This is a genomic window from Vibrio phycocola (assembly GCF_053850235.1).
Genome location: NZ_JBSQDJ010000003.1, coordinates 91,751 through 116,709, shown reverse-complemented (window position 1 = coordinate 116,709; position 24,959 = coordinate 91,751). Strand labels below are relative to the sequence as shown.

The window sequence follows — 24,959 nt, the reverse complement described above, 5'->3', positions numbered from 1 at the left end:
AGGCGTGAACGTGAAATAATTAAGCGTTGACATGAAAGCGTTTACGATATTCCGAAGGAGATACATTCAGCTCTCGGGCAAATGAACGACGTAGAGTTTCACTATTGTGGTAGCCACAAACACGAGCCACCCTACTAATGGAATAAGTGCTTTCTTCCAGCATTAGCCGAGCTTTGTTCAAGCGAGCGATAGCAATGTAACGTGATGGTGACAGACCTGTTTCTTGGGTAAATTTGCGCGAGAAATTACGCACACTCATCGCCGCAATTTCAGCCAATTGAGAAACTTCCAAGTTAGAATCAAGATGTTGTTCTATCCAATCTTGGACCTTAATTAATATTTCAGTTTTGGCGGGTTTCATACCATCAATACTAGAAAACTGATTTTGTCCACCAGGGCGATGATAAAATGCCACCATCTCGCGGGACGTTTCTAACGCAACACGACGACCGAAATCTTCCTGCACCAAGTTCAATGCAAGGTCAATTCCCGAGGTTACACCTGCAGAGCAATAATACTTATCGTCCTTTGTAAACAAAGCATCCATTTTTAAACGCACTTTGGGGAAGCGCTTAGAAAATACCGGAAAGCGTTCCCAATGTGTTGTAGCTCGACGGTTATCTAGCACTCCACTGGCTGCCAATATAAAAGCACCACTGCACACCGAAGCGACACGTCGAGTCTGATGAATATGTGGAATGAGTGTATCCATAACTTGACTCTGAGAGGCAACCTCCGGAGCTTGGTGTCCTCCTGCGATGACTAAGGTATCTGGTTTTATTGTTGCCATTTCATCAATCAAAGCATCAGCTATAACACGGGTTTGAGTATCAAGCTGAAACTGAACGCCTGTCAGGCTAACGAGGCAAGTTTGATAGCCAACGATATCGCGCTCAGGGTGCATTTTACGCAGAATATAATTGGCACTGGAAAAGACCTGCAATGGCCCGAACACATCGACGGCATTCGCTCCATCATGAGCAATCAATGCAATTTTAATGACTTGGTGTTCTAGCATAAGCACCTTTCAATCGTATTTGATGAACCCAGTATAATCACAAAAACTCTGGCCGATAGGACATAATCACCACTAAACCGGACAAAAACGGTGTTTCTCATTCGATTAAAACTAAACATTATAATTTTTCACTCTGGCTTGATGGCACTCACTTTTTTTAACGTTATACTAGACAAATAATTCTTAAACTAAGATGGTTCTGTGGCTAAGTTTATTCGTTGTTTTTTTTACATTATTCCTTTTCTTGCTCTTTCTCCTATGATGGTTAATTCTGCGCAGCCATCGACTTACAAGAATTTACAGAATATCCAATTGCCCGCTCGCTATACTGCGACAGTATCTCCAGTGGGAAAGCCTAGCTTCCCTACGCAGACATTTGGTTCTGCATCAAATGAACTGTTTCCACCAGCAAGTACATTAAAATTACTAACCGCCACAGCTGCTAAGCTCGTCTTAGGGGACAGTTTTAGTTTCACCACATCATTACTGCGAGCCAATAACGACATCATTATCAAATTTAGTGGCGACCCAACCTTAACGACAAAAGATCTGTCTCAACTGCTCTCTAAATTGACCTTCAGTGGTGTTAAGAGAATTAAAGGTGATATTTGGATTGATAATAGCCAATTTGATGGGTATGAAGCCGCAGTTGGCTGGCCTTGGGATATCTTAGGGGTATGTTATAGTGCGCCATCAAGTGCTGTAACGTTAGACCGAAATTGTGTATACGGCTCAATCTATACAAATGATGATGGTACGACCCGAGTTTATGTCCCTAAAGCCTTTCCTGTTGTCGCCACAACATCAAGTGTTGCTGTATCTCTTGAAGAGCAAAAGAAAAAGCGCTGCTTTCTAGATTTATATTCCACGAGAGAAAACCACTATCACCTCGACGGTTGCCTTGCTTTTCGTAACGACCCTCTCCCTTTAAAATTTGCCGTACGTGCTCCATCTCTTTATGCAAAAGAGCAAGTTGTTTCCATCTTGAAGAGACTAAAAATCAAGCTTGATGGCGACATAAAAATCGGCACACCTACGAGCAAGAAAGAAAAGCAATTACTCGCGATTAAACGTTCTCCAGTACTATCAGATTTGATCACCACAATGCTGCATAGATCGGACAATTTGATAGCCAATAACATCGCTAAAACAATTGGCGCAAAGTTTTACAACCAACCGGGTAGTTTTTCCAATGCGGCTTTAGCCATGAAAGAAGTATTGGGGAAAGAAGGCATTAACTTAGATACGGCTCAAATTTATGATGGGAGTGGGCTTTCACGCAGTAATCGACTCAGTGCCAAACAATTGGTTGACGTCCTCGAATACATCGCTGAAAACGATAGTAAACTTCATCTTGTCGCATCAATGGCAAAAGCGGGAGAAAGCGGCACTCTTCGTAATCGGTCCAGCATGAGAAAGGCACCAGTGAAAGGCGCAATTATCGGCAAAAGTGGATCGCTCTATGGAACGTATAATATGGCTGGATTTGGTTTAGACAAAGCTGGGAAGCCAAGTTCTGCATTCGTCCAATTAGTCACTGATTATTTTCCAGAAACCAAAAAGCAAAAATCGCAGCTCCCTCTATTTGAAAGGGAATTTTATCAATATATTGTGAAAAGCTCTAAATAAAAAGCCAAAGTCGACGACTCTGGCTTTCATTAAAACAGCAATGATATCTATGCAATAGTCACGCGAGCAAACTTACGCTTACCCACTTGAAGTACGTAGGTCCCTGCTTCTGGTACCCATTTAGTATCTTCTACTTTATTACCATCTGCTTTAGCCGCACCTTGGCGAATCATTCGCATCGCATCTGATGTTGAGCCAACTAACCCAGATTCTTTAAGTACATTGCATATCGCAATACCATTGTCGTAACTGAACTCAGGCATCTCATCTGGAATCGCTCCTTTTTGGAAACGATTAATGAACTCTTGCTCAGCAGCATCAGCGTCAGCTTCACTATGAAAACGAGCAATAATTTCTTTTGCTAACAAGATTTTTATATCACGTGGATTCGTTCCAGCTGCTACTTCTGATTTAAACTGCTCAATTTGCGCCAAAGGACGGAATGACAGCAGCTCGTAGTAACTCCACATTAAATCATCAGAAATAGACATAATTTTACCGAACATTTCGGTCGGGACATCAGAGACGCCAATATAGTTATTAGCAGACTTAGACATTTTTTTCTCACCGTCTAATCCCACCAACAATGGCATCATCAAAACAACTTGTGGTTTCTGACCATTTGATTTTTGTAACTCTCGTCCCATCAACAAATTAAACTTCTGATCAGTACCACCAAGCTCAACGTCAGTTTCCATCGCAACCGAGTCATAACCTTGAAGTAACGGGTACATGAATTCATGAATCGCAATTGGCTGCCCACCGGCATAACGCTTTTTGAAATCATCTCGTTCTAACATACGAGCAACCGTTTGGTTTGCTGCAAGACGAATCATTCCTTCAGCACCAAGTTCTGACAGCCACTCGGAGTTAAACTGAATCTTAGTTTTAGCTGGATCCAAAATTTTAAATACTTGCTCTTTATAGCTCTCTGCATTTCGCAGAACATCTTCACGAGTTAACGGAGGACGAGTTGTGTTCTTCCCTGTCGGATCACCGACCATGCCGGTAAAGTCTCCAATCAGAAATGTAACTTCATGACCAAGATCTTGAAAAGTTCGTAATTTATTTAAAATCACAGTATGACCAAGATGAATATCTGGTGCTGTAGGGTCGGCGCCTAACTTAATGCGAAGTGGGCGTCCTTCTTTAAGCTTTGCAATCAACTCTTCTTCTGGAATCAGTTCATCGACACCACGCTTAATCTCAGCTAGCGCTGTTTCAATATTCGCCATTCTTGTTCACTCCCGCAGATTTGGCATAAATTTGATAATGCGACAGTTTACTTGAATAGCACTGCATTTTGAAACCAGTTAGACTATGCTTTCTAAGATTTTATTAATATTGGTAGAATGAAACCGAAATATGCTGTCAATTTTGTCTACACTTCCGTTGCTTCATAGGCTCTTAATTGGTTTTTTTACCACGTTAATTATTATCGCGCTCTTTTTTCTGCCTGATCCTCGCGATCTCGATCCCGATGGGAGTCATTTTGAAACAGGGCGTCATTACCCATTAACAATCAATAGTGAAGCTCTCTCTCCTGGCATATCCATTCCTCCGACAGCGACAATTCGCTGGGAAAGCTATAGCGTAAAATCCGGTGAAAGTGCTTCTATTTTATTCCAAAGAGTGGGCATTTCTTCGAAAGTACTGCATGACTTAACATCCAGCAGCAGTGGAATAAAGAAACAACTATCTAGACTGCAGCCCGGAGATAAATTGCAATTTGGGTTTGACTCTAACAACGCTTTAATTCAACTAAGACGTGTCGTCAGTCCCTACGAAAGCATCGTAATAAGTAAAAATAAAGATGGTGGATATCACTCAAAAATCGATAAAAAAGAGATCCTCTACCAATATAATTACGCGCAATCTGAAATTCGGTCTAATTTCTGGAATGCCGCAAGCAGTGCTGGATTAACGGCCAACCAAATTATGCAACTTGCAGGCATTTTTGGTTGGGATATCGATTTTGCGCTGGATATTCGTAAAGGCGACAGCTTCAAAATACTCTACCAAGAAAAAGTGGTTGAAGGCGAGGTAGTTGAGCGTGGTGATATCATCGCAACAGTCTTTGTAAATCAGGGGACAACCTTCACTGCAATTCTTGATGATAAAACCGGTGATTACTACGATGATAAAGGCAGAGCGATGAAAAAAGCTTTCCTTCGTTCCCCACTCGATTTTCGACGTGTTTCATCGAACTTTAACCCCAAGCGCTTACATCCCGTAACTGGTAAGGTAAAACCTCACCGTGGAACAGATTATGTCGCGCCCGTCGGCACTCCTATTTGGGCTGCGGGTGATGGTGTGGTTCTTAAGTCAGCAAGAAACCAATTTAACGGTAACTATGTGTTTATTAAGCACAGTAATACCTATGTCACCAAATATCTTCATTTAACCCGGCGTTCTGTGAAAACTGGACAGCGTGTGAAGCAAGGTCAAACCATCGGAACGTTAGGAGGCACAGGCAGAGTGACTGGGCCACACCTTCATTATGAATTTTTAGTACACGGCGTACATAAAAACCCAAGAACAGTATCTCTTCCTTTGTCTAAGTCACTCACAGGAAAAAATAAGACTACCTTTTTAGCGAATGCAAAAATACGTTTAGAGAAACTGGAACGTTACGCTAAATTTCTCTACTCAAAATAGAGCGACGAATAAACAAAATTAAAAAGCCCATAATTACGCGAATTATGGGCTTTTTTAATATAAATATGATTAACGGTTATACGCTAAATGATGCTCCACAACCGCACGTTGTGGTCGCATTTGGGTTATCGACAAAGAAACGCGCGCCTTCCAAACCTTCAGTGTAATCAACCTGACCACCCATTAAATATTGGAGACTCATCGGATCAACAACCAAAGTCACACCACTATTTTCAATTGTCATGTCGCCTTCGTTCACTTTCTCATCGAAGGTAAACCCATATTGAAAACCACTACAACCACCACCGGTTATATATACTCGCAACTTAAGATCTGGATTTTCTTCTTCTTGGATTAGCGTCTTTACTCGAATTGCCGCAGCATCAGTAAAAGACAGTGGCACGTTTAACTCACTCACTACGACCTCACTTATATAATATTCTCGCTTCACATCAGCCTAGAATATAGTAATTATTTATAAAGTATTTCCATTATCTAATACCTCAGTGAGACGTTCAAGTATTGTTAGTGATTTCGCCTCAACTCTTTCACCCTCTCTTCAATCAATAAAAAAACATCAACAAATCTGACTAATTGAATGAAAAGGGTTTTCCTGCGCCAATGGTAGAGTACAATGCTCACAAATTGATCCAAATTTAAATTTTAGAGGATACCCCATGACCAAATCATCCGATTTGTATCAAAAAGCTCAAGCCTTCATTCCTGGTGGCGTTAATTCTCCTGTTAGAGCCTTTAATGGCGTTGGCGGATCACCACTTTTCATTGAACGAGCAGATGGTGCGTTTCTTTTCGACGTCGATGGAAAAGCTTATATCGACTATGTCGGTTCATGGGGGCCAATGATTCTGGGTCATAACCATGCGTTAATTAGAGATGCGGTGGTCGATGCTGCTCAGCGTGGGCTAAGTTTTGGTGCTCCAACCGAAACTGAAATTAATATGGCCGAGTTAGTCTCCGAGTTAGTACCATCAATGGAACAATTGAGAATGGTAAGCTCAGGTACAGAGGCGACCATGAGTGCGATTCGTTTAGCTCGTGGTTATACCAACCGAGATAAAATCATTAAATTTGAAGGCTGTTATCACGGCCATGCGGATAGCCTACTGGTTAAAGCTGGTTCTGGCGCATTAACCTTAGGTCAGCCAAGTTCACCAGGTGTTCCTGCTGATTTTGCAAAATATACACTGACAGCACGCTTTAATGATCTCGAATCAGTAAAAGCACTTTTTGCCGCAAACCCCAATGAAATTGCCTGCATTATCGTTGAGCCTGTTGCTGGCAATATGAATTGCATTCCACCCATTCCAGGTTTCCATGAAGGGTTACGTGAAATTTGTGACCAAGAAGGTGCATTACTTATTTTTGATGAAGTAATGACAGGGTTTCGCGTTGCCTTAGGTTGTGCTCAAGCTCATTACAACATTAAACCTGACCTGACGACACTTGGTAAGATAATTGGTGGCGGCATGCCGGTCGGCGCGTTCGGCGGACGTAAAGAAGTTATGCAGCATATTGCGCCTACTGGCCCTGTTTATCAGGCTGGAACATTATCTGGTAACCCGGTAGCCATGGCAGCTGGGTATACTTGCCTCAATGTACTGCGCAATAAAGGAAATGAAGAGCGTATCGCACAAACGACTAAGAGCATTGCTGACGGTTTCAAAATGTTAGCCAACAAACACAATATCCCACTACTTGTTCACCAAGTGGGTGGTATGTTTGGTTTTTTCTTCACCGAACAAACCAGTGTGACTTGTTATGAAGATGTCGCTCTTTGTGATACCGAGCGTTTCAAACGTTTTTTCCACCTAATGCTTGAGCATGGCGTATACCTAGCTCCTTCTGCGTTTGAAGCCAGCTTCACCTCATTAGCACATGGTCCAAAAGAAGTTGAAGCGACTCTAGAAGCAGCCGATCGCAGTTTTTCCATTATTGCAAAAGAGATGAAATAACATTCGATGATAAGCTGGAAGTGGGTTCTAAATATCACTTCCAGTTTACTACCACTAGGATAACCAAAATCCCAATCGCAAGTTTAAACCAAGGTATTTTTTGTTTTCGCTTTTGCTTTGACTGGTCACAGTTTCCACCGCCACAACAAGCCATATTTCACTCCTAATTGAAAAGTGTTGAATTACCCGTCATTATACTCATAATTCCTTAGTGTCATATGGTAACTATTCATGTCAAACCCTATTAAAATAACCTCAAACCACTGGGTTATTCTTACCGCCTTATTAGTTGCTGCTCTCTTTTGTTATTTACTGATTGAACCCTATGTACATATTCTTGTACTCGCCTTCATCATTATGATGTTGATGTATCCGATACATCAGAGAATCGAGAACAAAATACCCACTTACCCAAACCTAGCGTCGCTACTTTCGTGCCTCCTTCTTACCTTTATCATTGTTTTACCATTACTCCTCGTTGCTGGAGCGATCTCTCAACAAGGGGTAAAGTTTTCCCAAAGCGCATACTCCTGGATTGAGCAAGATGGTTTTTCTCATTTAATGGCTCAAGATTGGGTTACCGAAGCCTTTGCGTTTGCCAATAGCTACCTTCCATTTGACGATATAACGCCTGCAACCATTGGGGCAAAAGCAAGTGAATTGATAAGCCAATTCGGAACAAAAATGGTCGGCAGCAGTGCCAAGCTTCTAGGCAATGCCACAGGCTTTTTGGCCAGTTTTCTTCTTATGTTATTTGTGCTCTTTTTTCTATTGAGAGACTACGACAAAATCATATACTCCCTGCGTCACATTCTACCGTTATCACGCAGCCAAGAAGATCGTCTACTCAATGAGATCGAGACAGTATCAAAGTCGGCTGTGTTGGGGTCATTTCTAACGGCTATTGCTCAAGGAGTCGCCGGTGGCATCGGTATGTGGGTTGTTGGCTTCCCTGGATTATTTTGGGGAACGATGATGGGTTTCGCTTCGTTTATCCCTATGGTTGGAACAGCTCTAATTTGGCTTCCTGCGGCATTCTACCTCTTTGCAACTGGTGATACTGGGTGGGCCATTTTCCTTATAATATGGAGTGTCGTCGTTGTAGGCTCAATTGATAATGTTCTCCGCCCACTGCTAATGCAAGGAAGCTCAGGTATGAGCACATTACTGATTTTCTTCTCTTTGCTTGGCGGAATTAACTATTACGGTTTAATGGGGATCATCTACGGACCATTGGTTTTTGCCATTGCATTAGTATTGTTTAATATCTACGAAGAAGAGTTTAAAGACTTCTTAAATCGGCAAGACAATAGCTGATATTTTACGAGCAATGTGCGACAATCCGCGCCAATTTTGAGTCACCTTTATGGATATCATTGTGTTATGTCGAGTTTAACCGCGCCCAGTCAAATTTCTGAACGTCAATTGGCTTACTTTGCTGGAAAGAAGGTACTGGTTGCGGGGGAAGTCGAAGATGATTTTCCTAAAAAGCTAGAAGCTAGTTGCGAAAGCGTCACTGTCTTTACGACACACTATGGCTATTACTCGAACCTAAAAAAATACTCGTCTATCAATTCGATATTTTCTGAAGAACTCGACGTACCTTGTGACGCAGACCTTTTGCTACTCTACTGGCCAAAAGCCAAGCAAGAAGCGCAATACCTATTGGCAATGTTAATGGCGAAATTGGGAGAAGGTACCGAGGTAGTCGTAGTGGGTGAAAATCGCTCTGGTGTGCGTAGCATCGAAAAGATGTTCGCTCCGTATGGCTCAATTAAAAAATACGATTCAGCTCGACGTTGCTCATTTTATTGGGGGCAATGTTCTATCACCCCCCCACCTTTTATTCTTGAAGAGTGGTACAAGAGTTACTCGATTAATGTCGCTGATGAAGATGTCATCGTAAAAACACTTCCCGGTGTTTTTAGTCATGGTGAATTGGATATTGGCAGCCGACTACTGTTAGATACTCTCTCAACACTGTCGGGCAAAGTATTGGATTTTGGCTGTGGTGCGGGAGTGATTGGTGCGGTTATCGCGAAAAAGAACCCAGACATCGAACTGTCGTTATGTGATGTCAGCGCATTAGCTATCGCTTCAACAAAAGCCACGTTAGAAGCCAATCACATCACCGCAAATGCGTTTGCTTCAGATGTGTATTCAAGTGTCGATGAAACATACGACGCCATCGTGAGTAACCCGCCATTTCACTCAGGCCTTGAGACTCATTATGATTCTACGGAAACGTTATTAGCACAGGCTCCAGATTACCTAACTCGAGGTGGTCAACTGATAATAGTTGCTAACAGTTTCCTTCAGTATCCACCTATTATTGAGCGTCATTTTGGTCACTGTAACGTCGATGCAAAAACCAATAAGTTTAAAATTTATTCAGCGCAAAAAGCGTAGCCATATTTTCTCGCAAACAATGCCACGATTTTTAAAGGAATTAGCATGTCTCAAACCAAACAGTTAATTTCCGAACTTAAGCGACAACTCAAGCTTCATGGGAAAAGCTACAAAGATGTTGCTCAGGTACTGGAACTCAGTGAAGCTTCAGTCAAACGTCTACTCACCAGTGGCAACTCTCTCACATTGGATCGGCTTGAAAGTATTTGTACTATGATGAGTATTGAGTTGGATGAACTCTTTACTCACTTCTCTTCCCGTGATACCCGAATATCATCATTAACGATGGAGCAAGAAAAGATGGTGGTGTCCGATCCCGTTTTATTGCTTATCGCAGTATGTACTCACAACGGGTACACATTTGAAGATATTACTTCTCAGTACAAACTACCTGAGCACACTCTTATCCAAAAATTAGCCCTGCTGGATAAAATAAAACTCATTGAGTTACTACCAGGAAATAAAATAAAGCTCATGGTGTCACCCAACTTTAAGTGGTTACCAGGAGGCCCCATTCAAACCTACTTTCAACAATGGGTGAGAGATGAGTTTTTCCGTTCTTTTTTTACTAAAGAAGGAGAAAAACTCAGTATGGCAACTGGATTACTTTCTCTCCACAGCACGCCCCGCTTACACAAGTTGATGGATAAGCTCGTTGCCGAATTTTATGATGCGTGCCGCGATGACAGCACTCTACCAATGGACAAACGGCACGGAACTTCCCTTGTTGTCGCCATCCGGCCTTGGCAATTTAGCCAGTTTGAAGACATTGCTGACAAAGAATAAGTCGTACCCCATATAACTTTAGGTCGCATATATTGCGACCTTTTTTCTATCTCTTTTCTTTCCTTATCAAACGCTGCATCTTGCTTGTGAAGCACAGCAAATGACTTAAGTTTCCAACCGTGGGGACTTAAAGAAAAGGAGATTAGAATGAAAATCTTAAACCGATTTAAACAAAAGATTACCCTCGCACTCGCCGCATTAGTATTGGCTCCATTCGCATCAGCAAGCGGCCTTTTAAAGCCTGTTTCTAGTCAATATCAAGATCTGGAAATTGAACAGCATCATGTTGATGTTGTGATAGAAGATAGTTATGCCACGACCAGTATTGAGCAAGAGTTCTATAACCCTAACGACACTGACCTCGAAGCAATTTACTCATTTCCAGTACCTAAAGGCGCGGTGGTTGGAGAGTTTATGTACTGGATCGATGATAATCCAGTCATCGCGGAAGCCGTGAAAAAAAACCAAGCCCGCAAGATTTATGAAGAGCAAAAATCACAAGGAAGAGCGACGGCGATCACCGAAAAAGATGACTACAAGACATTTGATATTAGTGTATACCCAGTTCGAGCGAAACAGTCGGTGAAAGTGAAACTCGTCTATATTCAAAATGAGCTCATCGATCATGGCATTGGACACTATGTTTATCCGTTAGAAGAAGGAGGCGTCGATGAAGCTCGTGATTCTTTCTGGAGCAGAAATGATGACGTCAAATCTCAATTCTCATTCAATATGCACTTGCGCTCGTCATACCCAGTCGACGGAGTTCGCCTGCCCGCTCATCCTCAAGCCAATGTTACTCAGGTTACATCGCAAGAATGGAAAGCAACCATTGGTAACGTACAACCGGTTAACAGTGAAGCAGCTTTCGATAATGCTGACGAAGAAACTCCTACACTCCAAAGCTCAGCGAATCCTGTCTATACCCTAGATAATGATATCGTTTTTTACTGGCGACAAACTGAAGGGCTCCCAGGCCGATTGGATATGGTGACTTACAGAGATCCTTCAGAATCTTCAAAAGGGACTTTTAAACTGACCTTTACACCAGGTGATGATCTTTCTCCCATTAGCTCACAGCGAGATTGGGTCTTTATTCTAGACAAATCAGGATCAATGAACGCGAAATACGCCACCTTAGTCGAAGGAGTGAAACAAGCAATGGGGCAATTACCGAGCAATGACCGCTTTCGTATCGTTGTCTTCGACCAAGGAGTCACTGAAGTCACATCAGGTTATGAAGCCGTAACACCAAACAATGTACAACAAGCCCTTCTCGCCGTGGAAAATATTGGAACAGGAGGTGGAACGAACTTGTATGCAGGACTCAAAGAAGGTATGTCCAACCTCGATGACGATCGCCCAAGTGGCCTAATATTGGTAACCGATGGTGTAGCCAACGTAGGTGTGACACAAAAAGAAGAGTTTATCGATCTCATGAAGCAATACGATGTCCGCTTATTTACCTTTATTATGGGTAACAGTGCCAATCGTCCATTGCTTGAATCAATGACCAAAGTGTCAAATGGTTTCGCTCAAAGCATCTCTAATTCCGATGATATTATGGGACATTTAATGAGTGCGACAAGTAAGCTAAATCATCAAGCCTATCGCAACGTTAGAATTGATATCGATGGCACAAAAGTGAAAAACTTAACCCCAGAAGAAATCCGTACTCTATATCGTGGCGAGCAATTATCTGTATTTGGCCACTACTTTAAACCAGGCCAGGTAAAAGTAACGTTAAAAGCAGACATAGGAAGTAACACTGAGGAATACACAACGACAATAGCACTACCAGAGCAATCGACTGATAATCCCGAATTGGAACGTTTATGGGCATTCTCTGCGATAAAAGATATGGAAGCCAGCATGAACTATCTAGGCGTTAAGGATGCAGATACCGAGCAAGCTCTTGAAGAATTAGCTCTAGAGTACGGTCTGTTAACCGATTACACCTCGCTACTTGTCGTTGAAGAGGACGTATTCGCCGAAAATGCTATCGACAGAACAAACAAAACACGTGTTGAGAAAGAACAAAAAGCGAGAGAACTAAGAAAAACTCAAGATGCAAAACCAACAAGGGCAGATACACAACAACCCGCGTATCAAACACCAGTCCCTAGTTATAGTGGCGGTGGTTCAAGTGGTGGCAGTACCGGAGGCATAGCCTTAGCAATGTTACTTCTTGTTGCTGTATTTAGAAAAAAACAGATGTCGTAACAAACTTGAAAGTTAGAGTTGAAGCTTCATTTTGAAGCTTCAGCTTTTTTATTGTGCAAACACCAATACACTCTCTGCATCAACTTCAACATTCACAGATTGACCAACGACAAGTGGTAATGATGATGTAGCGACTAACCGTTCACCTTTAACGTCGATAATATAACGACAATGATCGCCTAAAAACTGCAATTCTAGAACATGAATGTGGCTAGTTTGGGTTGGGATTAATTGAATGTGTTGAGGACGAAACAACAGGTGACAGGATTCACCGATGCTCACTTCCTTTTCCGGTACTCCCCCCTTAATCAGCCCCAATCCTGAGTCATACTGATGTTTCGCTACACAAGTCGCTTTTAAGTAACTGCCTCCTCCTAGGAAATCAGCAACAAACCGACTTGAAGGCGAATAGTAAAGCTCAGAAGCACTGCCATATTGCTCAATCACTCCTTGATTCATTACTGCCATTTTGTCGGCAAATGCAAACGCCTCTTCACGCGAATGAGTCACAAAAATAGCGGTAATTCCTTGTTGCTTAAACAACTGCCTAATTTCACTGATTAACTCATGGCGAACTTGAGTGTCGATATTGGAAAATGGCTCATCGAGCAATAAAAGGTCTGGGCTGTACGCCAGAGCTCTCGCAATCGCGACACGCTGTTGCTGCCCGCCAGATAATTGGTGAGGATAACGGTTTTCTAAGCCCTGTAGATGAACTAATTCCAACATTTCAATAACGCGTTCACGCTGCTGTTTCTGACTTAAATTACTCAGACCGAACGCGATGTTTTTTTCCACTGTTAAATGTGGGAACAAGGCATAATCTTGAAAGATCATCCCAATGTTGCGTTGTTCAGGCACTAACCACTGCTCGCCATCATCGATCACTTTATTATTCAGTTTTAGGCAACCATCAGAAAGCGGAATTAAACCCGCAATCGCTTTTAGCAATGTCGTTTTCCCACAACCACTCGCACCAAGAAGACAAATGATTTCTCCTGATTTCACGTCAAATGAAAGTGATTCGAGCACCCGTGTTTTATCGTATTCCACTGTGAGTTCTTCAATGGATAAAGCTATCGACATTAGTGGGAGTTCTCCAATGATCGGTTAATCATAACTAATGGCACCAACCCCACAAGTACCAATAGAATTGCCGGTAAGGCAGCAAGTTCTAATTGTTCGGTAGATGCATAGTTATACACATGAGTGGCAAGTGTTTCAAAATTAAATGGTCGAAGCAACAACGCTGCATTTAACTCTTTCATTGATTCGATAAATACCAGCAATAAAGCCACCAAAATTCCACGACGAACCAATGGAAAATGAATGCGCCGTAGCATGGCGTCAGGCTTGCTTCCCATGGTACGAGCAGCCATATCGAGAGAAGGGGAAATCTTATTCAAACCGCTTTCAATACTACCAATTGCAATCGCACTAAAGCGAACCACCAACGCAAAAATCATCGCAAAAACAGAACCAGAAAAAAGCAATCCGGGGCGCTGCCAATCAAACCATTTCGCAATATCGTTTATCGAATGATCAAGAAATAGAACAGGAACCATAACACCAATCGCCAATACCGTTCCGGGCACTGCATAACCCATTGATGCAAAGCGAAGATATGCGGTATTTAAACGGCTCGACTTCAATCTATGATTAAAATTAATCAGAAGAGCAATTAGTGTCGCTAATATCGCCGCAAATATCGATACATAGAAGCTGTTCCACGCCAATACTCCAAACGACCCACTCCAACTTTGGCTAAAATACACCACACCGTAATACGCAAGCTGCAATATTGGGAGTAAAAACGCCACAACGACAAGAGACCAGCACCAAAGTAATACTCCATAGCGCCGCCATCCCGTTAATTTATACACAAAGTCATCATGGCTAGAAAATTGATTTTGAAATAGTTTAGTTCGCCTTCGGCTATAGCGTTCAAGGCTCAAAAGCAGCAGCACAATCATCAACATCATCGCTGAAATTTTCGCCGCAGCATGAATGTTGGAATAGCCCAGCCAAGTATCATAAATGGCCGTAGTCAGTGTATTAACCGCAAAATAACTCATGGTCCCAAACTCACCAATCGTTTCCATTGCCACTAATGCCACCCCCACAGCTAATGCAGGTCGAACTAGAGGTAATGATACACGATAGAAACTTTGCCAAGGTGAACACTTTAACAACCGAGCCGACTGCAACAGCGACACACTCTGTTCCATAAATGCTGCTCGACACATTAAATAAACGTAGGGGTATAACACTAAGGAAAGAACAATGCTGGCACCGAAAACAGTACGGATATCTGGAAACCAATATTGACCAGGTTGAAGGTCAAACCAAGCTCTGAGCATCGTTTGAATAGGGCCGGCAAAATCGAGCCAATCAGTGTAAATATAACCGATAACATAACCCGGCATCGCTAATGGAAGCACAAGGACCCATTGTAAAACAGCTTTACTCGGGAAGTCACACATGGCAACAAACCATGCAGTGGGAACACCAAGCAATAGAGAAATCACAATGACATTAAATGTGACCACAATGGTATTTGTAATGTACGTAGGCAATACCGTCGACAAGAGATGAGAAAAAAGCTCATTGCTCTCCCCTATCGAGGTATAAAAGATAGAAACAATAGGAAGAATAAGCAGCCCTGCGAACAGAAAGCTGCTTAAATGCCACTTAACAAATGTTTCCTTCATCGAGGCTCGCTATAGATCAAACTTCACCTGATCCAATAACGTTACCGCTGCCGAATGGTGGTCAGCAATTTCATCTAACGGTAGTGTATCCGCAGTAAACTCACCCCATGATGCGACTAATTCTGACGTTGGAACACCAGACTTCACTGGATACTCATAGTTCACTTCAGCGTACATTTTTTGTGCTACATCTCCAGTTAGAAACGTCATTAGTTTCATTGCGTTATCTTGGTTTGGTGAGTATTTCGCCATCGCCATTCCGCTGACATTTACATGTGTCCCGTTCGCTTGTTGTCCCGGAAAGTTGATATAAACAGACTCTGCCCATGATACTTGCTCTGGGTCATTGAGCATTTTACCCATATAATAACTGTTTCCCAAGGAATAATCACATAGCCCTTCTTTAATCGCTTTAACTTGGCCACGATCGTTACCTTGCGGTTTACGAGCTAAATTACCTTTAACACCTTCAAGCCAAGTTAATGTTTCTGCTTCACCGTAGTGAGCGATCATTGAAGCTACAAGGGCCACATTATAAGGGTGTTTACCACTTCGGGTACAAATTTTCCCTTTGAATTCAGGTTTTGCTAAATCCAAGTAGTCAAATGATTCAGGCAGTGCGCCTATTCGTTCACGTGATGAATAAACACTACGAGTACGTTGAGTTAAAGCAAACCATTCATTCTCAACGTCACGAAATTTTTCTGGAATATTAGCATTAATAACATCATTATCAACAGGTTGAACTAATCCTTTTTCTGACAGTTCAAATAGACGGCTAAACTCGGATGTTAAAATCACATCTGCAGGGCTGTATTCACCTTCATTCTTTAGTTTTTCAGCAATCCCTTTGCTCGCAAACATGACATTAACTTTGATGCCAGTTTCAGCTGTAAACTCTTTAAACATAGGCTCTACCAAAAAAGGCTGACGATATGAATAGACGTTAACCTCTTCAGCAGCAAAGCTCAGTGTTGGTAAAGATGCTACAACCAGCGATAGACCTAGAAAACACCTTTTCATATTACGTTCCTTCATACTATATCTCCTTCTATTCGATTTTATTTAGAACTGCTAATGATAATAGTTCTCAATTTCATTCGTTTTGATTATATGGAGGAAGATATAATAAATCCATAGTAAAAACAAAAAACCTGCCTCGAAGGCAGGTTTTAAATATTACATTTTGTAACTAACGAGTTTAATTATCTAACCGATACAAACTCTGGGTAAGCATCAACACCACAATCGTGAATGTCCATACCTTCTTGCTCTTCTTCATCAGTAACACGGATACCCATTGTTGCTTTCAGAATGCTCCAAACTACCAAGCTAGCGATAAATACCCAAGCAAAGATACATACAGCACCTAGAATCTGAGCACCAAATGTTGCATCGCCATTGCTTACTGGAACAACCAATAGACCAAATAGACCACATACACCGTGAACAGAGATAGCACCTACTGGATCATCAATCTTGATTTTATCTAGAGCAATGATGCTGAATACAACAATTACACCAGCAATCGCACCGATAAGAACCGCAAACATTGGTGATGGAGATAGAGGGTCCGCAGTGATAGCAACAAGACCTGCTAACGCACCGTTAAGAACCATAGTTAAATCCGCTTTACCCCAAGTTGTTCTACAAACAAGTAGAGCAGCAATCGCACCAGCCGCAGCCGCAGCATTGGTGTTAAGGAAAATCTGACCTACAGCAGTTGCATTCTCAAAGTCAGAGACCATTAACTGAGAACCACCGTTAAAACCAAACCAACCGAACCATAGGATAAATGTACCCAAAGTAGCTAGAGGCATGTTTGAACCAGGAATTGGGAAGATTTCGCCGTTTTTACCGTATTTTCCTTTACGAGCACCTAGTAGTAAAACACCTGCAAGAGCTGCAGCAGCACCAGCCATGTGAACGATACCAGAACCTGCAAAGTCACTAAAGCCAGCATCTGCAAGGAAGCCACCGCCCCAAGTCCAGTAACCTTCAACTGGGTAAATTACGCCAGTTAAAACAACAGCAAAAATAAGGAAAGCCCACAGCTTCATACGTTCAGCCACAGCACCAGAAACCACTGACATAGCAGTTGCAACGAATACTACTTGGAAGAAGAAGTCAGACTCTAGAGAGTGATCTGCTCCTTCGGCTTGTGAACCAATAAGTCCACCAATTGAAGGTAACCAACCTGCTTCGGCATTGTCGACATACATAATGTTGTAACCAACAATAAGATACATAGTACAAGCAATTGCATATAGTACGAAGTTCTTAGTCAAAATTTCCGTTGTGTTTTTAGAACGAACTAAACCCGCTTCTAACATGGCAAAACCTGCAGCCATCCACATTACCAGTGCGCCGGAAATTAAGAAAAAGAAGGTGTCAAGCGCGTAACGTAACTCTGCTACGGTTACTGAAAGTTCCATAATTTATTCTCCAATCCTTAGAATCTATTTAAAGTGCTTCTTGGTCAGTTTCACCAGTACGTATACGTACTGCGTGACTTAAGTCATATACAAAAATTTTACCATCACCGATTTTTCCGGTATGTGCTGCTTTAATAATTGCTTCAAGAACACGATCAACATTCTCTCCTTGAGTAGCAATCTCAAGTTTAACTTTAGGTAGGAAGTCAACTTGGTATTCTGCTCCGCGATAAAGTTCAGTATGACCTTTTTGACGACCGAAACCTTTTACTTCCGAGACAGTCATCCCTTCGATACCGACATCGGATAGTGCTTCGCGTACATCATCTAATTTAAATGGTTTAATAATTGCGTTAATTAATTTCATGGCATCCTCTTCTACAAACTGTAGTCCGTTTACACAGTTCATAATCCAAGGTACGTGCCAACTTTTTAACTAACTGAATCTATTGAAATAGTTATAAGGAGAGGAGGAGTTTTTGATAACAAAGCACCACAATAGTGCAACAAATTCACAATAATAACGCAAAGAAGATTTAGCTCACCACGATTGTGCAAGTTACTTTAGGAGTTTTGTATAAAGTCATTCCATTGTTTAAACATCAAAGTAAAGTCATCAATACCACAAAGGGCGCTACTTTCACTCGTATAAATCGAAAAGTCAGACTCTAATTCGCTTTCAATACATTGGTTTATAGTATTTTCTTCGATAGTAACTTCATCTTGCAAAATGATCATGCTGATTTCATTTCCAACTAACAAGTGCTCTTTTGTTGGAAAGGTGGATGCTTGTTGTAAAAGTTGATAAACCTGCTCAATCATTGTGCGATCATGACCAATTTCTTCCACTAGCCAGCGGCCAACGATTTGATGTTCAAGGCTAAATTTTGCGTGATACTCATTCAAAAAATTATCTTTTATAAATTCATAATCCATAACAACCGCCTTATATAATGATGAATAATATCGCCACTTGCTCTTTTAACATTAAGAAAAGTCAAACCCCAGTACATAATTCATAATGATAGCGTCTTCTTTGCCATTTGAGGCTGGGTAATAATCTATTCGACGATCGATTTCGTTGAATCCCAATGAATGATATAGCGCTTGAGCAGCATTATTACTCTCCCTCACTTCCAACCAAATACTTTCACCACTTTGCTTTTCTGTATAACTAATTAGAAATGATAAAAGTTGACGCCCTAACCCTTTCTTCTGATATTCGGGTTCAATAGCGACATTGAGCAATGTTACTTCGCCCACAATGTTTTGGGCATAAAAGTAGCCTGCCACCTTTCCTTGATAGAGCAATGTATGATGAATTGCGCACCGACTATTAAGGTCGAAGATCATGCTTTCCTTCCAAGGATGAGTATGTGCTTGTCGCTCTATCTGCCATATATCGGGCAAATGAGCTTCGTTCATGGGAACAATTTTAATCGACATTTTCTAAGACTCTTTATAGGCAACAATTTGATTCCATAATTCTTTCTTCAAACTTGGATTAGCACTTACTTGATCTAATTTGGCTGACGCAAGTGATTTGAGAGAATCCATCAGTTGAACTGGACAATCAATAAACCAAATCCATTCGAGTTGATGCGATCCCAAGCGACATAATTGATGGGGTTGGACTGTCATGACTTCCTTCAACCCAACGCCAAAACTAGCCAATACTTTTTCTAGAAAAATGACTTCATCAGAGGTAAATGGAAGATGGCTAACAAGTAATAACTTAATCGTTGGATCAAGATCATCCCTCTCAATTACCATCCCTTGCATTCGCTCTGGACGACAGAGTTGCCAATGTTCGATCTCCATTTCAGATAGATAAGCTTTTTGTTTCGATTGCATAGCTAGAATTCTTTGCTTAGACAGGCTCAGATAGTAACAAAACCGGAATAACGAGTCATCTTAACCAATACCATTCGAAGTTTTAGCCTTAGGACTGAAGTTTTCACGTAGCATTTCGAATCATTTTTCCTCTTGTTTAAATCAGTTTTCTAATAATATTCACAAGCAATAAATGTGATGAACATCATGTTTATTTAAATTAGCAATGAATATCTCACACTATTTATTGATATCGATCTCATTTATTGAGCATTGTTACTGTGTTTCGATGATATAATTCACAAAACACGAACAAATAGTATTTCGTACTATAAAAAGAAACACGGTTTGCGTGAACCAATCGATTTCTTTTTTTATTGAACACGATAAACTGGTTATTAATGAACCTTGCTTCATGCCAACCGTTGGCAACATGAGCATCACAATAGCGTTATCACAACCATAAGGATTTCACTGTGAAAAATTCCCTAATAAAACTTTCAGCGATCGCGCTAGCGATTTCTTCTTTTAGTGTATTTGCCGAATCAAAACCAGCCGTTGTTTACGATACCGCAGGTAAATTTGATAAGTCGTTTAATGAAGCTGTTTATCAAAATGGCGTAAAAGTCATGCAGGAGAAGGGCCAAAAGGTTTTCGAATTTGAACCACAGAACGAAGCACAACGTGAACAAGGTTTACGTCGTTTGGCGAGTCGTGGTTACTCTCCAATCGTTGCTGTTGGCTTTAATATGGCTTCATCAGTAGAAAAAGTGGCAACCGAATTTCCTGATATTCAATTTACGATTATTGATGCGACCGTAGATAAACCAAACGTGCAATCTATTGTATTTAAAGAGCATGAAGGGTCTTTCCTTGTTGGTGCTCTAGCAGCAAAAGTATCGAAAAGCGGAACTGTAGGTTTTGTTGGCGGCATGGACATTCCACTGATTCGTAAATTTGAGTGTGGCTATCAGCAAGGGGCAAAATATGCCAACTCAGAAATCACTGTTCTTCAAAACATGACAGGTTCAACACCAAGTGCATTTGCTGACCCAGCTAAAGGTTCTGAATTAGCAAAATCACAATTTTCTAAAGGCGCTGACGTAATTTATGCAGCAGCTGGCGGTACTGGACTTGGCGTTTATCAAGCAGCAGCTGATGCTGGTAAATATGCTATTGGTGTTGACTCAAACCAAAACCACATTCAACCTGGCACAATGCTAACGTCGATGGTTAAGCGCGTTGGTGTCGCTGCGGTTGATAGCTGGACTCAAGGACTAGAAGGCACTTGGAAACCAGGTCTACAAGCGCTAGGTTTAGAGCAAAATGCAATTGGTTGGGCTTTAGATGACTATAACAAGCCTTTAGTAAACGAAGAGTTAGTCGGCTATATGGACCAATTAAAAGCAGACATTATCAGCGGAAAAATTAGCGTTCATGACTACATGTCTGACAACACTTGTACCTACTAATTCCTAGTAAGTATTAGCGTGACCAAGAATACCGCTGTCGTTCAACAGCGGTATTCTTCGTATTTTGAACCAGAATTTAAATCGACATTCATGAAAACAAGTGCTTATTAGTTAGGAAATGCCCAACGTGATATCTACCCCAAATTACGCTATTGAGCTTAAAGGCATCAATAAACGCTTTGGCGCAGTGCATGCCAATCGAAATATTGATTTACAAGTCCCCGCAGGCACTATTCACGGTGTCATTGGTGAAAACGGAGCCGGTAAATCGACTTTAATGAGCATTATCTATGGCTTTTATACGCCTGATACTGGTCAGATGAAAGTTAAGAATGCTCAATATCAACCAGCGAATTCTCAAGATGCCATTGCTTCTGGAATTGGTATGGTGCACCAACACTTTATGCTTGTGGACTCTTTTACCGTACTAGAGAACATAATCTTAGGTGCGGAAAGTGGGTGGAAACTCGAAACAAGTATCGAAGCTGCAAGAGCAAAGCTCCAACAGATTAAAGATGACTATGGCTTAGACGTTCCACTCGACTCACTCGTCGGTGATCTGCCTGTTGGACTGCAGCAACGAGTGGAAATACTCAAAGCGCTCTACCGAGATGCAAAAATATTAATTCTTGATGAACCAACCGGTGTATTGACTCCTCAAGAAGCAGATCATCTATTTAATATACTTGATAAACTTCGCAACCAAGGCACGACGGTAATGATCATCACGCATAAATTGCGTGAAGTCTTAGCGATTACCGATAACGTATCAGTGATGCGTCAAGGCGAAATGGTCGCTCATGTCAAAACCAAAGATACCGACCGCGAACAACTCGCAGAATTAATGGTCGGGCGGAAAGTTCGCTTAAAAGTAGATAAAGAAGCGGCAACACCGACTAACACACTGTTGAATGTAGAAAAACTCAGATATGTCGATCCCACTGGCGTTACCCGTGTCAAAGATATCAGCTTTTCTGTTAGAGCCGGAGAGCTCGTCGGTATCGCAGGCGTTTCCGGAAACGGTCAATCTGAGATTCTAGGATTACTCTCAGGAATGCTCAACCCTACCTCTGGCGCCATTGAAATGAATGGCCATACAATTGACGCAGATAACCCAAGCGATCCTCGCCAAGTTCGAGCTATGGGTGTCGGTCATATTCCAGAAGATAGACACAAACAAGGGCTTATTAATAAGTTTGAAGCGAAAGAAGCTTATATTCTCGGTTATCACCATTTAGAGAAATATAATAAAGGCCTCCTTCAGGATAATGCTGCGATTGATCAAATCACGCAACAGAGTATGGATAAATGGGATGTTAGGCCAAACGACATTCACCTTAAGACCGCTAACTTCTCAGGTGGGAACCAACAAAAACTGGTCATTGCACGTGAAATGGAAGAAAGCCCAGATGTACTTCTCGTTGGACAACCCACTCGCGGTGTCGATATTGGTGCGATTGAATACATTCACAAACAAATTATCGCTAGCCGAGATCAAGGCAAAGCGGTATTACTGGTCTCTGTTGAACTGGATGAGATTCTCTCTCTTGCCGATAGAATCATCGTCGTTTTCGATGGTGCTATTGTCGGTGAAGTCGATGCAAGCCAAGCCGACGAAAAAACCCTTGGATTAATGATGGCTAACATTGTTCCCGACCATCTTAAAGCGCAACAAGGAGAGAAATCATGAGCCAAGCTAAAGTACCCGCTTGGGTAACCGTCGCGCTTCTACCTGCAATCAACGTTTTGTTTGCATTTTTAGTTTCAGCTTTACTTTTTATCTACATTGATATCAGCCCTATAGATGCCATAAAAGTCATGTGGACTGGTGCGTTCGGTTACTCCGAAGGCATTGGCTATACACTTTACTATACTACTGGGTTTATCTTTACCGGTTTAGCGGTCGCAGTAGCTTATCATGCAGGTTTGTTTAACATCGGTGTCGAAGGACAAGCCTATATTGGTGGCTTAGGTGTAGGACTGGTGTGCTTAACCTTAGGCGAAGTTGCCCCTTGGTATTTCGTTTTTCCTGTTGCTGTAATTGCGGGTGGTGTTTTTGGTGCAGCTTGGGCATTCATACCTGCTTACCTTCAAGCAAAGCGTGGATCGCATATTGTTATCACTACTATTATGTTTAACTTTATTGCTGCTTCCTTAATGGCTTACCTCTTAGTTGATGTTTTGAAGCCAGAGAGCTCCATGGCTACAGAAAGCCGTGTCTTTGCGGCAAGCAGTTGGCTACCAAAATTGCATGAAGTTTTTGATCTTGTAGGGATTACATTAGCGGCAAGCCCACTCAATCTTAGCTTTATTTTTGCTCTTCTATGTGCATTGTTTATGTGGTTTTTTATCTGGCATACCCGCTGGGGCTATGAAATTCGCTCAATAGGTTCCAATGCCTCTGCGGCTTCATATGCCGGAATTAGTTCTATTAAGATCATCGTACTAACTATGCTCATTTCAGGCATGCTAGCAGGGTTCTTTGGTCTTAATGTTCTTCAAGGTGAAGTGCATCAAATTAAGCTCAACTTTGTTGAAGGGTTTGGTTTTACAGGTATCGCAGTAGCCCTAATGGGACGAAATCACCCTATTGGGGTTATTTTGGCGAGTCTGCTCTTTGGTTTCTTATATCAAGGAGGCGCTGAGCTAAGCTTTGAATATGGTGTCGATAGAAATATCGTCGTTGTATTACAAGGTTTGGTTATTCTATTCTCTGGTGCATTGGAGCAAATGTTTAAACCAACATTAGAGCGCACCTATCTCAAGCTTTTTGCTAAATCACCAATGCAGGGAGAAGCATAATTATGTTCGAGACAATCATATTAATGCTAGATGCAACAATTCGTGTTGCAACCCCGCTTATTTTAGCTTCATTAGCTGGGATGTATAGTGAACGCTCAGGTGTCGTAAATATTGCACTCGAAGGGAAATTACTCGCGGCAGCATTTGCTGGAGCTGCAACCGCTCATGTAACTCAGTCAGCCTGGCTAGGTATGTTTGCTGGTGTTGCAGTATCTGTCCTACTAGCTCTTTTACATGGTTTTGCCTCAATTACCCACAGAGGCGATCAAGTTGTGAGCGGCATGGCAATCAATATTTTAGCCTTTGGTCTGACAATCACGCTTGGACGCTATTGGTTCCATCAAGGCGGGCAAACCCCTGCACTATCTGGTGATGGCCGCTTTGCACCAATCACGCTACCTGGCGCAGATGCACTTGCGGACACACCTATAATTGGTCTGTTATATTCAGAGCTCATTAGTGGTCACTCATTTATCGAATACCTCACGGTGCTCATCGTACCTTTGTCTTGGTACCTACTGTTCAAGACTCGCTTCGGTTTGCGTTTACGTGCTGTGGGTGAATCACCATCTTCAGTTGATACCGCTGGTATTTCCGTTGCTTGGATGCGTTATAAAGCGATGATAATTTGTGGAATACTCGTAGGGCTGGGAGGGGTTTACCTATCCGTAGGGCAAACGGCTCAATTCATTCCAAATATGAGTGCTGGTAAAGGCTATATGGCACTTGCTGCTCTGATTTTTGGTAAGTGGCGTCCATTTACTGCTATGGCGGCTTGTTTGTTATTTGGTTTCTTAGATGCACTCGCTATTCGTCTTCAAGGTGCGACCATTGGAGACTTCCCAATTCCAGTACAAGCGATTGAAGCGATCCCTTATATTCTTACGGTATTCTTGCTTGCAGGCTTTATTGGTAAAGCAACAGCGCCGAAAGCAATTGGTGTGCCTTACACCAAAGAGCGTGAATAATCAGCGTAACGGTCATTCATGAATATATAGCTTAAAATGCAA

General features: G+C 41.8%; 22 protein-coding genes. 11 read left to right on the top strand and 11 right to left on the bottom strand.

The annotated features are described in order from the left end of the window. Positions 1–19: 19 nt before the first annotated feature. Entirely contained in the window at positions 20–1,018 is a 999-nt protein-coding gene (locus tag ACWU4D_RS06720) for a GlxA family transcriptional regulator (RefSeq protein WP_456050636.1), read from the bottom strand. Positions 1,019–1,219: 201 nt separating this feature from the next. On the opposite strand from ACWU4D_RS06720, the gene dacB reads away from it, so the two are divergent. Further along, entirely contained in the window at positions 1,220–2,647 is a 1,428-nt protein-coding gene (gene dacB, locus ACWU4D_RS06715) for a D-alanyl-D-alanine carboxypeptidase/D-alanyl-D-alanine endopeptidase (protein ID WP_456050635.1), read from the top strand. Between the two features lie 47 nt (positions 2,648–2,694). Here dacB and tyrS read toward each other — a convergent pair whose 3' ends face one another. Continuing rightward, the gene (gene tyrS, locus ACWU4D_RS06710) at positions 2,695–3,882 is read right to left on the bottom strand and encodes a tyrosine--tRNA ligase (RefSeq protein WP_456050634.1); all 1,188 of its coding nucleotides are present in this window, start codon (positions 3,880–3,882) and stop codon (positions 2,695–2,697) included. A gap of 130 nt (positions 3,883–4,012) precedes the next feature. Here tyrS and ACWU4D_RS06705 point away from each other — a divergent pair, with 130 nt between their 5' ends. Continuing rightward, complete coding sequence (locus ACWU4D_RS06705) at positions 4,013–5,305, top strand: peptidoglycan DD-metalloendopeptidase family protein (RefSeq protein ID WP_456050633.1); 1,293 nt, start codon at positions 4,013–4,015, stop codon at positions 5,303–5,305. 76 nt (positions 5,306–5,381) lie between these two features. On the opposite strand, the gene erpA is transcribed toward ACWU4D_RS06705, so the two are convergent. Continuing rightward, positions 5,382–5,723: an iron-sulfur cluster insertion protein ErpA gene (gene erpA / locus ACWU4D_RS06700; RefSeq protein ID WP_456050632.1), complete on the bottom strand. Its 342-nt coding sequence runs from the start codon at positions 5,721–5,723 to the stop codon at positions 5,382–5,384. Between the two features lie 259 nt (positions 5,724–5,982). Here erpA and hemL point away from each other — a divergent pair, with 259 nt between their 5' ends. From hemL to ACWU4D_RS06675, 5 genes are all read left to right on the top strand, one after another. Beyond that, a complete protein-coding gene (hemL, locus tag ACWU4D_RS06695) occupies positions 5,983–7,278 on the top strand; it encodes a glutamate-1-semialdehyde 2,1-aminomutase (RefSeq protein WP_456050631.1) in 1,296 nt (431 codons plus the stop codon). Positions 7,279–7,509: 231 nt separating this feature from the next. Next, positions 7,510–8,595, top strand: coding sequence for an AI-2E family transporter (locus tag ACWU4D_RS06690; protein WP_456050630.1), 1,086 nt, complete (start codon positions 7,510–7,512; stop codon positions 8,593–8,595). A 66-nt stretch (positions 8,596–8,661) separates the two neighbouring features. Beyond that, positions 8,662–9,687: a 16S rRNA (guanine(1207)-N(2))-methyltransferase RsmC gene (gene rsmC, locus ACWU4D_RS06685; RefSeq protein ID WP_456050629.1), complete on the top strand. Its 1,026-nt coding sequence runs from the start codon at positions 8,662–8,664 to the stop codon at positions 9,685–9,687. A gap of 45 nt (positions 9,688–9,732) precedes the next feature. Next, positions 9,733–10,473 (top strand): helix-turn-helix domain-containing protein, encoded by a 741-nt coding sequence (locus tag ACWU4D_RS06680; protein ID WP_456050628.1) that lies wholly within the window; start codon positions 9,733–9,735, stop codon positions 10,471–10,473. Positions 10,474–10,620: 147 nt separating this feature from the next. After that, positions 10,621–12,696 carry a VIT and vWA domain-containing protein gene (locus ACWU4D_RS06675; protein WP_456050627.1) on the top strand — a complete coding sequence of 692 codons (2,076 nt, stop codon included), beginning with the start codon at positions 10,621–10,623 and terminating at the stop codon, positions 12,694–12,696. A gap of 48 nt (positions 12,697–12,744) precedes the next feature. On the opposite strand, the gene ACWU4D_RS06670 is transcribed toward ACWU4D_RS06675, so the two are convergent. The 8 genes from ACWU4D_RS06670 to ACWU4D_RS06635 all read right to left on the bottom strand — a co-directional run bounded on the left by ACWU4D_RS06670 (position 12,745) and on the right by ACWU4D_RS06635 (position 19,696). Then, positions 12,745–13,782, bottom strand: a complete 1,038-nt coding sequence (locus ACWU4D_RS06670) for an ABC transporter ATP-binding protein (RefSeq protein WP_456050626.1) — start codon at positions 13,780–13,782, stop codon at positions 12,745–12,747. Then, a complete protein-coding gene (locus tag ACWU4D_RS06665) occupies positions 13,782–15,407 on the bottom strand; it encodes an ABC transporter permease (RefSeq protein WP_456050625.1) in 1,626 nt (541 codons plus the stop codon). The genes ACWU4D_RS06670 and ACWU4D_RS06665 overlap by 1 nt, the downstream gene beginning before the upstream one ends. A 9-nt stretch (positions 15,408–15,416) precedes the next feature. After that, positions 15,417–16,430, bottom strand: coding sequence for a Fe(3+) ABC transporter substrate-binding protein (locus tag ACWU4D_RS06660; RefSeq protein WP_456050688.1), 1,014 nt, complete (start codon positions 16,428–16,430; stop codon positions 15,417–15,419). A gap of 182 nt (positions 16,431–16,612) precedes the next feature. After that, a complete protein-coding gene (locus ACWU4D_RS06655) occupies positions 16,613–17,842 on the bottom strand; it encodes an ammonium transporter (protein ID WP_456050624.1) in 1,230 nt (409 codons plus the stop codon). 28 nt (positions 17,843–17,870) lie between these two features. After that, positions 17,871–18,209, bottom strand: a complete 339-nt coding sequence (gene glnK, locus ACWU4D_RS06650) for a P-II family nitrogen regulator (protein ID WP_456050623.1) — start codon at positions 18,207–18,209, stop codon at positions 17,871–17,873. A 197-nt stretch (positions 18,210–18,406) separates the two neighbouring features. Further along, positions 18,407–18,778 (bottom strand): YacL family protein, encoded by a 372-nt coding sequence (locus tag ACWU4D_RS06645; protein ID WP_456050622.1) that lies wholly within the window; start codon positions 18,776–18,778, stop codon positions 18,407–18,409. Positions 18,779–18,829: 51 nt separating this feature from the next. After that, positions 18,830–19,288, bottom strand: coding sequence for a ribosomal protein S18-alanine N-acetyltransferase (gene rimI, locus ACWU4D_RS06640; RefSeq protein WP_456050621.1), 459 nt, complete (start codon positions 19,286–19,288; stop codon positions 18,830–18,832). Positions 19,289–19,291: 3 nt separating this feature from the next. Continuing rightward, a complete protein-coding gene (locus tag ACWU4D_RS06635; RefSeq protein ID WP_456050620.1) occupies positions 19,292–19,696 on the bottom strand; it encodes a DNA polymerase III subunit psi in 405 nt (134 codons plus the stop codon). Between the two features lie 455 nt (positions 19,697–20,151). On the opposite strand from ACWU4D_RS06635, the gene ACWU4D_RS06630 reads away from it, so the two are divergent. The 4 genes from ACWU4D_RS06630 to ACWU4D_RS06615 all read left to right on the top strand — a co-directional run bounded on the left by ACWU4D_RS06630 (position 20,152) and on the right by ACWU4D_RS06615 (position 24,917). Then, complete coding sequence (locus ACWU4D_RS06630; RefSeq protein WP_456050619.1) at positions 20,152–21,147, top strand: BMP family lipoprotein; 996 nt, start codon at positions 20,152–20,154, stop codon at positions 21,145–21,147. A gap of 127 nt (positions 21,148–21,274) precedes the next feature. Continuing rightward, on the top strand, positions 21,275–22,837 hold the full coding sequence (locus ACWU4D_RS06625) for an ABC transporter ATP-binding protein (RefSeq protein WP_456050618.1): 1,563 nt from the start codon (positions 21,275–21,277) through the stop codon (positions 22,835–22,837). Then, the gene (locus ACWU4D_RS06620) at positions 22,834–23,949 is read left to right on the top strand and encodes an ABC transporter permease (RefSeq protein ID WP_456050617.1); all 1,116 of its coding nucleotides are present in this window, start codon (positions 22,834–22,836) and stop codon (positions 23,947–23,949) included. Before ACWU4D_RS06625 ends, ACWU4D_RS06620 begins: the two co-directional genes overlap by 4 nt. A 2-nt stretch (positions 23,950–23,951) precedes the next feature. Continuing rightward, positions 23,952–24,917: an ABC transporter permease gene (locus ACWU4D_RS06615; protein WP_456050616.1), complete on the top strand. Its 966-nt coding sequence runs from the start codon at positions 23,952–23,954 to the stop codon at positions 24,915–24,917. Positions 24,918–24,959: the final 42 nt, after the last annotated feature.